This is a genomic window from Streptomyces sp. JJ66 (genome assembly GCF_019303495.1).
Classification (GTDB): domain Bacteria; phylum Actinomycetota; class Actinomycetes; order Streptomycetales; family Streptomycetaceae; genus Streptomyces.
Window position 1 is genome coordinate 1 of sequence record NZ_JAEVFI010000026.1, and the last position, 12,263, is coordinate 12,263.

The 12,263-nt window shown below is 70.6% G+C and carries 12 protein-coding genes; 8 read left to right on the top strand and 4 right to left on the bottom strand.

All coding sequences use genetic code 11. The features are described 5' to 3' along the window. The first annotated feature begins 481 nt into the window (after nucleotides 1-481). From JJV70_RS17520 to JJV70_RS17550, 8 genes are all read left to right on the top strand, one after another. Nucleotides 482-1,999, top strand: a complete 1,518-nt coding sequence (locus JJV70_RS17520; protein ID WP_308294876.1) for a Mu transposase C-terminal domain-containing protein — start codon at nucleotides 482-484, stop codon at nucleotides 1,997-1,999. Next, the gene (locus tag JJV70_RS17525) at nucleotides 1,996-2,823 is read left to right on the top strand and encodes an ATP-binding protein (protein WP_219048953.1); all 828 of its coding nucleotides are present in this window, start codon (nucleotides 1,996-1,998) and stop codon (nucleotides 2,821-2,823) included. The genes JJV70_RS17520 and JJV70_RS17525 overlap by 4 nt, the downstream gene beginning before the upstream one ends. A 62-nt stretch (nucleotides 2,824-2,885) precedes the next feature. Next, complete coding sequence (locus JJV70_RS17530) at nucleotides 2,886-3,644, top strand: ATP-binding protein (RefSeq protein WP_219048954.1); 759 nt, start codon at nucleotides 2,886-2,888, stop codon at nucleotides 3,642-3,644. A 196-nt stretch (nucleotides 3,645-3,840) separates the two neighbouring features. Further along, nucleotides 3,841-5,097, top strand: coding sequence for a hypothetical protein (locus JJV70_RS17535; protein ID WP_257574132.1), 1,257 nt, complete (start codon nucleotides 3,841-3,843; stop codon nucleotides 5,095-5,097). Beyond that, nucleotides 5,094-5,546 (top strand): hypothetical protein, encoded by a 453-nt coding sequence (locus tag JJV70_RS22905; protein ID WP_257574133.1) that lies wholly within the window; start codon nucleotides 5,094-5,096, stop codon nucleotides 5,544-5,546. Before JJV70_RS17535 ends, JJV70_RS22905 begins: the two co-directional genes overlap by 4 nt. After that, the gene (locus tag JJV70_RS22910) at nucleotides 5,441-5,965 is read left to right on the top strand and encodes a hypothetical protein (RefSeq protein WP_257574134.1); all 525 of its coding nucleotides are present in this window, start codon (nucleotides 5,441-5,443) and stop codon (nucleotides 5,963-5,965) included. The genes JJV70_RS22905 and JJV70_RS22910 overlap by 106 nt, the downstream gene beginning before the upstream one ends. A gap of 23 nt (nucleotides 5,966-5,988) precedes the next feature. Next, nucleotides 5,989-7,164, top strand: coding sequence for a hypothetical protein (locus JJV70_RS17545; protein WP_308294877.1), 1,176 nt, complete (start codon nucleotides 5,989-5,991; stop codon nucleotides 7,162-7,164). Between the two features lie 50 nt (nucleotides 7,165-7,214). Next, nucleotides 7,215-7,892, top strand: a complete 678-nt coding sequence (locus JJV70_RS17550) for a hypothetical protein (RefSeq protein WP_219048956.1) — start codon at nucleotides 7,215-7,217, stop codon at nucleotides 7,890-7,892. Nucleotides 7,893-8,075: 183 nt separating this feature from the next. Here JJV70_RS17550 and add read toward each other — a convergent pair whose 3' ends face one another. The 4 genes from add to JJV70_RS17570 form a co-directional block, all read right to left on the bottom strand. Further along, nucleotides 8,076-9,161 carry an adenosine deaminase gene (add, locus tag JJV70_RS17555; RefSeq protein ID WP_257574135.1) on the bottom strand — a complete coding sequence of 362 codons (1,086 nt, stop codon included), beginning with the start codon at nucleotides 9,159-9,161 and terminating at the stop codon, nucleotides 8,076-8,078. A gap of 33 nt (nucleotides 9,162-9,194) precedes the next feature. Then, nucleotides 9,195-10,475, bottom strand: a complete 1,281-nt coding sequence (locus JJV70_RS17560) for a nucleotide sugar dehydrogenase (RefSeq protein ID WP_308294878.1) — start codon at nucleotides 10,473-10,475, stop codon at nucleotides 9,195-9,197. Nucleotides 10,476-10,477: 2 nt separating this feature from the next. Next, entirely contained in the window at nucleotides 10,478-11,059 is a 582-nt protein-coding gene (locus JJV70_RS17565) for a TylF/MycF/NovP-related O-methyltransferase (protein WP_219048957.1), read from the bottom strand. Between the two features lie 182 nt (nucleotides 11,060-11,241). Beyond that, nucleotides 11,242-12,237 carry a hypothetical protein gene (locus JJV70_RS17570; protein ID WP_219048958.1) on the bottom strand — a complete coding sequence of 332 codons (996 nt, stop codon included), beginning with the start codon at nucleotides 12,235-12,237 and terminating at the stop codon, nucleotides 11,242-11,244. Between the last annotated feature and the right edge of the window lie 26 nt (nucleotides 12,238-12,263).

Genomic DNA, 12,263 nt, shown 5'->3' on the forward strand with positions numbered 1-12,263 from the left:
TGTGAGGTTCGGGGAGGAGGTCATCGAGATGTTCGGGTTTCCCCACCACTGGTGCTGACTCGTCTTTGTCCTGGTCAGTCGACGTTTCGGATGGTTGATCTTGGTGGTGTTTTCCCGAATCAGTGGTGGTGTGATCCCGAATCGGCCGGTGCAGTGTTCGTCGAACCTCCTTTGAAGTGGGCTCTGTAGCGCATCAAGGGGTCGGGCCGAGGTGAAACGGTTCGGTGTCACCCGCCCAGGTGATCGACGCGGACACTTGTCGAGGGTGTCGGCTCTAGCGTCATGTCCGTAACGCCTGTCACGGGGCGCTACGTGAACCGCCCTATGGAGAGCGGCTGTTGACTGTCCGGAGGCTGACGCTGTGATCACTGCTCTGTTGCCGGTTCGTTCTCTGCGCGGTGCCGGCTCCGGTGACCAGTGATGCCTGGGGGTCATGGACGACGGCTTGGCGCGGCATCGGGATGAGTTGCGGCCTGCCGCGGTGGCTCAACTGTTGGGGCTGCGCAGGGCGGGGGAGTTGACAACGGCGCATGTGCGGCTGGTCTCCGAAGCGTTGAACGTGCACATCAGGACGGTGTGGGACTGGCTGGCGAGGGCTGAGAAGACCGGCAGCCCGGAGAAGCCGGAGCGCAGGCGGTTCCGTATCACCGAGGAGATCATCGAAGTTCTCGCTGACCACCAGGGCAATGTGAAACGCGCTCACGAGTATCTGGTGCGCGCCGCCAAGGCGGCGGGTCAGAAGCCGATCGGTCTGACGACGCTGCACGACGCGATCGCCCGTGACCTCGACCCCGGTTTCATGGCGGGCCTGCGGGAGGGCATTCCGGCCGCCCGCGGCTTCGACCCCGCCTTCCAGCGGCCGGCGGTGGCCCGGAACCAGGTGTGGGAGGGGGACCACAAGCAGGCCCCGCTCGTCGTGACGATGCCCGACAAGAAGCTGTCGAAGGTGTGGGTGACCTGGTTCGAGGACCGCGGCACCAGCTACGTGATGGGCTGGGCGGTCACCGCCGGCTCCGCGCACCGCGGCTCGGTCCTGGCGGCCGTACGGGCGTCCGTGCTGCGGGAGGATCCTTACGGGCCGGCCGGGGGACTGCCTCACCTGGTACGGGTCGACGGCGGTGCCGACTTCCTGTCCAAGACGGTCCGGCGGGCCTTCGGGCTTCTCGGTGTCCCGGTGCACCGGGTGCGCAGCGCCCGCCACAAGGGCGGTATCGAGCGGTTGAACCGCACCAGCATGACCCGCTTCTTCGCCGACCTGCCCCGCTACACCAAGGCTCCCCTGCTCGATCACCGCCGCCGCGTCGGCGAGATGGACCCGCCGTTGACCTTCGAGGCATTCGTGGAGCTTCTGGGGGAGTGGGTCACCGAGCACAACACGAAGCACGTCGTGAAGCGCACCGGGGTGACCCCGCTCGAGGCGTGGCTGGCCGACCCCACCGAGATCCGCCCCGAGCCCACCCCGGCGGAACTGCGCGCGTTCATGCTGGAGAGCGACCACAGGCCACGGAAGATCACCAGCCACGGGGTGGAGTTCGCGGGCCGCTGCTACATGCCCGAGAACGGTGTCGGCCGGATCGGGGTCGAGGTGCGGGTGCGGTGGATGCCGCACCACAGCCACGAGATCGACCTGTACTCCTTCCGTGGCGACCGTTACCTGGGTCGGGCGTTCCTCAGCGACGAGGCCACCGAGGAGCTGCGCGCCAAGGTCCTTGCCGACCGCCGGGAGCACAGCGCTGAGCTGCGCCGGGCCCTGCAGCGCTCCGGTGAGCGCAAACACGACCGTTATCTGCCGGCTACCGAACCCCAACTGCCCGTCTCTGCCACCCGCATGACCAAAGAAGAGGCGCTCGCCGAACTCGCGGGCACCAGCCAGCGAGCGCCTGCCGCGCCGCGCCGGCACGCAGAGCCGTACCAGCCCTTGACCCCCGTCCCGGCTGGCTGGGTACGCCCCGGCCAGGCCACTGCCTCCGCCGATCCGACGTCAAAGGATGCATCATGACTACCGCACCCAGGCGCAAGCACGTGCCCCAGCGCCGCGCCGAGCCGGCCGCGGGCCGGTCCGCCACGGCGCCCCGCCGCCGGCCCGATCTGCGTCCGCAGTTCTTCCTCGATATTCCGGACTCGCACCTGGTCGCTACCGATACTCTGCTGCAGATCAAGGACACCGTCGTTGACACCGTCGAGTCGCGGGCGATGTCGGTGATCTACGGGGATGCCGGGCTCGGCAAGAGCTTTTCCACCCGGGCCACGATCCAGGAGATGAACCCGGATCTGATCCTGCCGCTGGACTTCGCCCGCTCCCGCCCGGGTCCGAAGGACCTGCGCGAGGAGTTGTTCCACCAGATGAACCTCTCCTGCAAGATGCCCGGCACCCCGACCGCGTTCGACAAGCTGCTGCGCGAGACCCTCCCGCGGCGCCCGTATGTGATCGTGTGTGACGAGGCCCAGCAGTACCGGCGGGAGAACTTCGAGTTCCTGCGCAAGCTGTGGGACACCCGCGACCCCAAGCCCGCCATCCTCTTCGTCGGCGGCCGGGAGGCGTACGACACGCTGCAGAGCGACCCGGCGCTGGCCTCGCGGATCTACATTCGTCTGGAGATCCTCGCGATGTCCCCCGAGGAGGTCCTCACGACCGTTCCCGACTCCCACCCGGTGTGGCGGGACGTTGACGAGGCGCTGCTGAAACGGATCGACACCCAGTATGCCGACGGTTCCTTCCGCGAATGGGTAAGGATCACCAAGCATGTCCTGAAGGGACTTCAGCACTTCGGCGCGGAGAAGGTCGACGACGCCATCGTGGACTGGGCCCTGGCACGGTGCTGACCACCGCGCCCTGCTCGCGGGCTGGCTGGGCCGAGGCGGCAGCACCCGAACCTTTCGCCGTTGTGGGCGACCTTGCCCCGTCCGGTCTGCACTTCCTCGCCGTCCCCGGGGTACGCACCCTGCTCACCCCGGGCATGCTCGCCGTGGGTGAGGCACTCGCCGACGCCTGTGCCCAGCGGCGCTTCCTGTGCGTGCTGGGTGATGCCGGGGTCGGCAAGACCTTCGCCGTCCGCACTGCGGCACGCTGTCTCGGCGCGGCAGTACTGCTTGACCTTCGGGCCCAGTCGGCGCCGGTGGACCTGCGCGCCGGCCTCCACGGCGCACTCGAGCTGACCGGCGCACCGCCTGCTGACCCCGGAGCCGCCGATACGTTGATCCGCCGAGCCCTGGCCGCCACACCGCGGATCGTCGTCGACGACGCCGACCGGATGTCGGGGTCCTGCTTGGAGTACCTGCGCTTCCTGCACGACGGCACCCCCGGCGGGCTGTGCGTGGTCCTGATTGCCGGGCAGCGCGGCGAACGGCACCTGCGCGCCCAGCGGATGCTCGCCACGCGCACTGCCGCCTGGCTTCACCTCTGTGCGCTCACCCGCGACCAGGTCCCCCTGGCAGTGCCCGCCCTGCACCCGCTGTGGCAAACCGTCGCACCCGGCCGCCTGCAGGCGCTGGACGCCCGCTTCGCCAGCGGCAGTCTGCGCCGCTGGGTCCTGCTCACCCACCACACCCAGCGGGCCCTGGCCGCCACCTCAGCCGCCGCACCCGATGCGCGCCTGCTGCAGACCGTCGTCGACCGCATCGACAGCCCGGGTCGGCGCCCATGACCACACCCCCTCGCACCCCACAACAGCCCGCCGCACCGGCGGCGCCGCCGGTACGGCTGCTCCTCGACAGCGACGACGACCACGCGGTACACCGGTCCGCCTACCAGTGGGCCGATCCCGCCCAAGGGCGGATCACCGTCGACCCACCCCGCACACCACCAGCCCGGCCTACCTCGCACTGGACGTACTGCGCGCCATGGGCCGCGACGGATTCTTGCGCCCCGAGGCCGAGCGGATGTCCACCGACCCCGCCTGGCGGGCGGTGACCTGCTGGACCCTGGCCTGCAGCGGCCTGGATGAGGTCATCATGCTGCGCGCCCACCGCCTCACCACCGAGCGGCTGCGCCGCCTGGCCGCGTGGCGCGCGGACACCGGCATCCGCCTGACCCTCCTCGCCCACACCCCGGAGCAGACCGACCTCCAGCGCCTGCTCGAACACCTCACAGCCGCCGAGTTGGTGGACGTGGCGACCGTACGCGGCACGGCCGCCGTTCTCGAGGCGATCGGCCCGGCCGCCACCGGACGGCGCACCGGCCCGCCGCCGCACGATCACGCCCACCAACTGCCCACGCTGCCCCGCAGCGGTGTGGCCGCGTTCCGCGCGGACTGCTGGCGCCGCCAGAACGCCACCGACTTCGCGCACACCGACGGCCAGTACCGCGCCGGCTACGCCGCCGCCCGCACCTGGCTGACCCGCACCTGGCTGACCCGCACCCTGCCACCCCAGCCAACCCCACCCGAGGTCACCGAAGAAGCCGACCACCCGGCCGAGCCCACCCCCTTCACCCTGCAGGAGACCGAGGATGTGCGGCTGTTCCTGGCCCGGCTGACCGTCTCAAGTCCCAGCGCCCAGCACACCGTGGCCCGCGTGCGCGGCGCCCAGGCCGCCTTCCTGTCCCGATCACTGCTGCTCAACGTGCCCGACGACCTCACCAGCCGCGCCGGTCCCGGCCTCACTACCGTGCCTCTCACCCCGCGCACCGTGCACACGATCACCGTGCGCCTGCCCAACCCGCTGCGCGCCGCCGCCGTCGCGGCCCTGCTGTTCACCGGCACCGACACGTCGCTGCTGTCGATGACCCAGATCGCCGGCGTCGACAAGGACGGCACCACCGTGGCCATCGACCGCGACTCGCGGATCAACATCGGTGAGGAGCCCGGGCCCCGGCACCTGTACGCGATCCCGCCCCGCGCCCGCCCCCTGCTGCACGCCGCGGTCGAATTCCGCCGCCGCACCCCGCGCACCGCTGATAACCACGGCCTGTTCGCGAACTGCTTCGGCACCACACCACGCTTCGAGGCCCTCATCGCCGACGCAGGCATCCCGGTACCCGCCCTGGTCCACCCCCACTCCGAGGACGACTGGCACACCGCTGCCCGCTGCTGGCACCTGCACACTCCCGCGCCACCCGCCCCCGACGTCCTGCCGCGCCGTGGGGAGTTATGTCCGTGACCGACCAGCCACCGCCGCCCGGCGACACGTCCGCGGCCGCGTTCGACCTGATGTTCCTGCGCACCCGCGCCGCCCAGTGCCGGCTCAGCGACGAAGACCTGACCGCGCTGACCGGCATCCCCACCGCCGACTGGGACACCCACCTCACTCCGCACACCCTCCCCGCCGCGGCCTTGCTCGCTCTCGCCCGCGCGCTGGACACCTCACCCGAGTCCCTCCTGCGCGTCCCCGAGCACGCCTCCCGCCGTTCCGTCCCGGGGGCGGCCACCCATGCCACCGTGCTGCACGCGGCCCTGCTTGAGGTCGGTCGCATCCACCCCGACGACCTGGCCTGCGCCCTTCAATGGCCCCCGCACCGCCTGAAGCGGGCCGCCACCGCCCTGGCGCACACCTCGAGCAGCCCAGCAGCCCGCACCGGCTCATCCACACCGACACCACCATCCACCTGACCTGCATCCCTGGCCTGCTCACCGGCACACAGCGGCAGAACCTGTACAACACCGGCCACACCGCCGCCTCGCTCGCCCCCGGCGAGGCCGCCGCCCTCACCCGCCTGCTGCACCGCACCGCCCGCGGACTCACCCCCGACCTGCCCGCCGACCAGATCCCGCGCCTGGCCAACCGGCGCCTGCTCGCCCCAGCCGGAAATCAGCCTGCTGCCCACCCCGATGTGCTGTTCGCCCTCGGCCTGGCCGCCCACCCTCTCCTGGACGCCGCCGGCCCCCAAGTCCTGGACCACCGCCCCGCCGCGGCCGACCCGGGACCACACCGACGTGTCCACCACGCCGACGCAGCCCACGCGGAATTCACCGACAGCCTCTTGCCCGTGCCCGCCGCTGCCCCGCCACAGCCGCCCAGGCCGCGATGACGCCGCCTCCCCGTACGGCCGCCGTGTCCGAGACCACCACCGACTCGTCCGACAACACCACCACAAGCCCGTGGAAGCCCACGTGGTCACCCGGCCACACCCGCCCCGGCCTGCCCCCGCTCACCGTGGTGCACGATCCCCACGACGACCACGCCTTCATGGCCGCCGCGCTGGCCGCCCACACCCCCCAGGCCGGCCGTATCACCGTCCACCCCACCCCGGTGGCGAGCGCACCCGCCTCTCTGGCCCACGACCTGCTGCGCAGCATGGGCAAACACCTCCCGCTGGCCGGCAGCGAGGACGGCACGTACTGGACCGGCAACACCGAGACCGCTTGGCGCGCCCTCGCCGCCTGGACGCTCGCGCTGCGCACCGGTCATCTCATCGTCACCCGGGCCCATCGCATCAGCTCCCGGCACTTCGAGTACCTCTTCGCCCTGCAGGAACTCACCAAAATCCGCCTGACCCTGCTGTGCCACGGCCCACTCCCGCCCGCTCTCGCCCCCGCGCTGGCCACCCTCCGGTACGAAGAGGCGCACACCCTGGCCGCGGCCCACCGCGCCTTCACCACGCCCGTTCCGCCACCGCCCACAGGCCGGTTCGCGTGGTGGGAGGCAGGCGAGCAGTTCCCGCCCCGCGAGGACGAGCCGTGCTTCCTGCTGCCCACCCGCCGTACGCCCGGCCGCGGCATGATCGAGGCAGCGACCCGCCACCTGGGCCGCGCGGTGCTCCCGCTGCCCGCCGCAGGCCGCTTCCCGCCCGAGCCCGACGAGCCGACCGCGCTCCTGGCGCACCGGCTCCACACGCGTATCGCCCATCCCGTCCACGCCGCGGCCCTGGCAGTGCGCGTCTTCACCGGCTGCCCGGCCACACAACTGCAGTTACCAGCAGCCCACACGGCCCCGCCGGCCCTACCGAACCGCGGCCCAGAGCACCCGGCCCCCACCTGGGCGGTGGACTTGATCGAGGCAGCCCGCTGTTTCGGGCAACTGGAAGGGCGCCAGCCCAGCGCCCGCCCGCTGCGGCTGAGCCCCTGGGACCAGACGGCCGTGACCGCAGCAGCCCACGCCTGCGGTCTGCACGAGCACCAGGCACCGGCCACGAAGCGACACTCTGCCGCGACCACCTCGCGTTCCGGCCGGCCGGCCGCCGCTCTCCGCGGCGCGGGCAGCATACCCACGCCGAGCCGGGCAGCATGAGGCGGGCAAGCGCCCCCACCCGCACCCGCAAACACAGCAGGGAGCAGACGATGGCCGAGCCAGGAACAGAACTCTTCGAAGCGATCCGCCGCGACCACCGCGCGGGCGACAGACTGCCGAGCTCCCTGGCCACCCGGCACGCCGTTTCCCGCCAGACGGTCAACGAGGCGATCTCGACCGTGCTGCCCCTGCCCCATGCCCTCCCGGACGACGAGGAGGGTCTGGACCAGGCCCGTCAGTTCCTCGATGCGCTGCTGGAAGAAGACCAGGCCAAGGTGCCCGAGGAACGCCGCTCGGCTTTCGAGATGTATGAGGAGCTGGACCTCCGTACCGACAGGCTCCCGGTGTCCTACCGGCGGGTGTGGGAGTACATCACCCATCGCCGCTCCCAGCACGCTCCCGGCACCTCACCGGAACCACACGAGCGAGCCAGGGCGGGCAATGTCCCCTCCGACATGCCGAGCTTCGTCACCTACCTGATCACCAGTGCGGTACGCGACCTGGCGGAGCTGAAGATCGAAGGGACGCTGCCGGCCGCCGATGGTGTCGAGCTCGGCATGGTCTCCCTCGCAGGCGCCGCGGCCCGGATCAACCAGGCCCTGCACGAATTCGCGCTGGTCGGACTCAGAGCCGGCCTCTCCTACGCCCAGATGAGCGCCTTCACCGGCATCCCTGAAGACGACCTGGCGAAGCAGGTCGAGGACTACCACCGCCGCATGACGACCTGAGCAGCGCGGCCGGGAGAAGAGTCCCTGGCGGCGATCGAGACGACCGTGGCCCAGCACCCGGACCTGGTTCCAACTACCGGGTGCTCTACGGCCGCCGCGGCGCCGGGCGCTCGCCGAGCGACGGCGGCGACGTACCGCTCGATGCCAGCGACCCGTACTGACGTCGCCGGAGGTCCGGTGGATTCAGTGCGTATCGCAGTCCTCCCGGGCACGGCGCTGAGGTTCGTCGGACGGATCTGGGACGTCCCGATTCATCCAACCCTCGATTCCGGTCACGGCCCGCGCGATGAGATCGGCGGGCGCCCCGGATGATCGGATCGATGTGCCGGTCAATGTGGCTAGTTGCCGGTCCGTCATCGACAGTTGAGTCCGGGCGATCTGGTACTCCGCGAGCAGGCTGGTCTTCAGCAGCAGCGGATCGTCGGAGCCCAGGGAGCAGGGCACCCCGCTGTCCAGCAGGTGCCGTAGGGGATGTTCTTCGGTGTGCTTTATCACGCCCAGAACGCGGTTGGACGTCAGGCACACGTCCAAGGTGATCCGTTCGTCGGCAAGGCGTTCCACGAGCGCCGGGTGTTCGACGGCGCGGACTCCATGGGCTATCCGGTCGGGGGACAACGCGTCGAGGGTGCTGCGGATGCTCAGCCCGCCCGCGAGTTCCCCTGTATGCGGCGCACTGATCAGTCCTGCGCCCCGGGCGATGGCGAAGGCTTCACTGAACGCCTCCGGACGAATGGCGGCCTCATCACCAGTCAGGCCGAAGGCCGCAACGCCGTGGTCGGCGTAGTCGGCGGCGAGTCTGGCGAGGACAGTGGCGTCTCGCGGATCGCGGTTGCGGCTTGCGCTGAGCGTGAGGCCGAAGCCGACGCCGACGTGTCCGCCCGCTGAGGTTCCGGTGTCCAGGACGAGGTCAAGCACGTCTTGGGCAGAGCCGAGCGCGGGAGCGTAGGTCCTCGGATTGAAATGGGGTTCGATCCAGACGGCTCCTGAGGCTGCCGCGTCCTCGACGACCTCTCGTACCAGGCGTCGAAGATCGCTTCGTGTTCGAATCAGCTTGACGACCGCCCGGTAGCAGTGCTGGAACTCGTCAAACGAGTCGTAGCAACCGGCCTGCGGCGGCGGCTCGGCATAGGTGCTTGCCAGGTCCGCGACGGTCCCGGGCCGCATGGCACCCTCGAGATGGAGGTGCAGGTCAGCTTTCGGCAGGCTCGCCAGGCCGCGGTCACCCGACGCGAGGTCCTTCGCCGGTGAGGGTGCGTGGGGCATGGCCATGTCCTCGGGGTAAGAGGCAATCGGATAGACAGGTCAAAGACGTTCGACGTTCGCGCCGCTCAGGCGTGCTCGGCAGTCCAGGACGTACGGCGCGTGGTTTTCGACGAGCTGGAGATCGAACGCATCGTGGTCGGTCAGCAGGACGACCGCGTCACAGGCCGCCGCGGTGTTCGAGGTGAGCCGGGAGTGGTGCACTCGGGTATCGAGGCCGGCCGGATCGTCGACGTGAGGGTCGGCGATCTCGACGTGCGCTCCGTGTCCGGCCAGGAGCCGGGCGATGGTGATCGTCGGGGATTTCCGGATATCGCCGGTGTTGGGCTTGTAGGCCATGCCGAGCAGGAGGATGCGTGAGCCGCCCACCGGCAGGCCCTTCCGGTTGAGCGCTTCGGTCAGGCGCTGCACGATGTAGGCGGGCATCGCGGAGTTGACCTCGTCGGCCGCCTCGACCAGTCGCAGTGCCCGGCCTGTCTGCCTGCGGACTTGCCAGGACAAGTAGGTGGGGTCGACCGGCAGGCAGTGCCCGCCGACGCCGGGGCCGGGGTTGAAGCGCATGAAACCGAATGGTTTGGTGGATGCGGCATCGAGTGCCGCCCAGATATCGGTGCCGAGGTGTCGGGCGTGGACAGCGAGTTCGTTGACCAGGGCGATGTTGACTTGGCGGAAGGTGTTCTCCAGGAGTTTCGCCAGTTCAGCGTCGCGCACCGCAGCGACCTCGACGACGGTGTCGACGAGGCTCCGGTAGAAGTCACCCACGGCTTTCAAAGACGCCTCGTCTATCCCTGAGACGATCTTCGGCGTGTTCCGGAGGGTCCATGTCCGGTTGCCGGGGTCGATCCGCTCGGGGCTGTAGCCGAGATGGAATTCCTCGCCCGCCCGGAGCCCGGAGGCGGCTTCCAGCACGGGTCTGAGCACGCCGTCAGTCGTTCTCGGGTAGGTGGTGGATTCCAGGATGATGACGCAGCCCGGCCGGAGGTGTGGGGCGAGTGCCTGGTCGGCGTGCTCGATCGCGGAAAGATCTGGCGCGCCGTCGCGCAGCGGGGTCGGTACCGCGATGACCGCGACCTCGAATCCGGTCAGGTCTTCTGGGCGCGTGGTGGGTGTGTAGAGCCCGTTCGTCAGAGCTGTCGCGATCTGTTCCGCGGGCACGTCGGGGCTCAGTGACTCCGCGGCCTGCAGCCGTTTCACGCGGTCCGCGTCGGTGTCGAACCCCACGACCTGGTGGCCTGCTTGCGCGGCCCGGATGGCCAGCGGCAGGCCGACGTAGCCCTGGCCGAGTATCACTGTGCGCAGCGGTTCGGGGGAGGTGTCGGCCACTGCTACTCGACCGGTCGGGGCAGGTCGGCGGCCAGCAGACGCTCGTGAAGCTCCCCCACAGCGGTGCGGTTGCTGTCGAATCGCAGCAGGTCGCTGGCCGCCTTGTAGTCCAGCCACTGGACGGCGGTGTGTTCGTCGGAGAGCTTGATCTCGACGTCGGTCAGGTCCGCGGCGAACGAGTACTCAGGCACTACGTAGGTTCCCGCCGGCCAGCTGTCGCGATCGGCGAAGAACCGGGCGGGGATGCTGGCGGTGGTCTGCAGCGGGTAGAGCGCGACGGTCCGGTCAAGGCCGAGCTCTTCACACGCCTCGCGGACGGCGGCCTGCTGCGGGCTCTCGCCGGACTCACCGCCGCCGGCGTGGGCGGACTCCTGCGCCTTCGGCATGCCCTGGAAGGAGTCCGCCACCCAGACGAGCCGGTCGTTCACCCTGTACGCCTTGAGCACGGCCCGCATGAAGATGCAGGCTCCGCCGTGCCAGACCCCGGTCCCGATGAAGTCCCCGGGAACGCCGTCCGCGAGGGCCGTCCGCACGCAGTGCTCGAGGTTCTCAAGGCGGCGTATGCCGATCATGGTGTGCGCCACGCTGGGCCAGTCGGCGCCGAGCCGGCGGTTGAGCTCGTCGTACTCGCGCCGGGTGCCCGCTGGCCGGCACGGGCGGATCCTCGTAGATCGTGTTCGCCAGGACTTTCTTCATCAGGTCCAGGTACAGCTGCGCGGCGGTTTCCATCCGACCGTCCTGTGCGGGGGTGCGGGTGGGGGGAGGGTCACACCTGGAACGTCTCGGACGACGTGGGTGACGAGGAGGGCGCGGGGGACGGAGAAGACGTGGAGGCCACGGACGACGAGGACGCTCCGGACTCCGCTGAGCCCCCGGGCGCCTGCCCCGCGTCCGGCGCGGGCGCCGCCTTCGCCGACACTCGCACGTACCACAGCGCGACCACGACCAGCGCGCAGATCAGCGCGAGCGAGACGGCGTCGAAGGAGCCGTGGAACGCGCACTCCGCGAGGTAGGTGATGCCGGGCAGGGTGGTGAGCAGCACCATCGCCACCATGGGGTCGGTGCGCTGCAGCCCCGTCTGCAGCCAGAACAGGGGCAGCGTCACGGCGAGGACACCGGTGAACAGCAGCCCCGGCAGCCGACCGGTCCCGTCCCCGCTGGGGCCGCCGACGGTGAGCAGCAGCACCCCACTGGCCAGGTACGTGAGGTGGAACCGGTGGGCGGTGACGTACACAGGATCGACGCCGCGCCGCCCCAGCTCGGCCGAGACCAGGGCCAGTACGGGCGCCCCGACGCCGGCGGCCAGCGCGAGTCCGAGGCCGGCCACCAGGCCGGGCCCGAACGCGCCGCCTTCGGTGAACCGGTGTGCGAGCGCGATGCCGAGCAGCACCAGCCCGCCCGCGGCGCACCAGCCCTGCCGGGAGGCCCGGCGGCCGCGCCCGGCGAGGCCGAGCAGCGCGAGCACGGCTGGTCCGACGGCGGTCTCGACACCGGTCGCCAGCGTGGCCGGGACCCAGGTCAGCGAGGCGTAGAAGCTGAGGAAGGTGACGGCGGTGACGACGTTCATCGCCAGCAGCAGACCGGTGGCCCCTGGACCCGTGGCGGCACCCGATCCCCGGCCCGTCCCCCGCAGCCGGCGGACCAGCAGCACCGCGTTGAACAGGACGGTGGCGGCCGCGAATCCGGCACAGGACAGGGCGAGGCTGTCGCCGGAGTCGAGGGTGCCCGAGACGAAGCCGTACACGCCCGACTGCAGCAGCACGGAGGCGGCGATCCACAGCACCGGTA

Bases quoted from the DNA above. Each gene is read 5' to 3' on its own strand.
- JJV70_RS17550 (WP_219048956.1), top strand. From the start codon at position 7,215: ATGGCCGAGCCAGGAACAGAACTCTTCGAAGCGATCCGCCGCGACCAC.
- add (WP_257574135.1), bottom strand. From the start codon at position 9,161: ATGGCCATGCCCCACGCACCCTCACCGGCGAAGGACCTCGCGTCGGGT.
- JJV70_RS17525 (WP_219048953.1), top strand. From the start codon at position 1,996: ATGACTACCGCACCCAGGCGCAAGCACGTGCCCCAGCGCCGCGCCGAG.
- JJV70_RS17535 (WP_257574132.1), top strand. From the start codon at position 3,841: ATGGGCCGCGACGGATTCTTGCGCCCCGAGGCCGAGCGGATGTCCACC.
- JJV70_RS22910 (WP_257574134.1), top strand. From the start codon at position 5,441: ATGGCCCCCGCACCGCCTGAAGCGGGCCGCCACCGCCCTGGCGCACAC.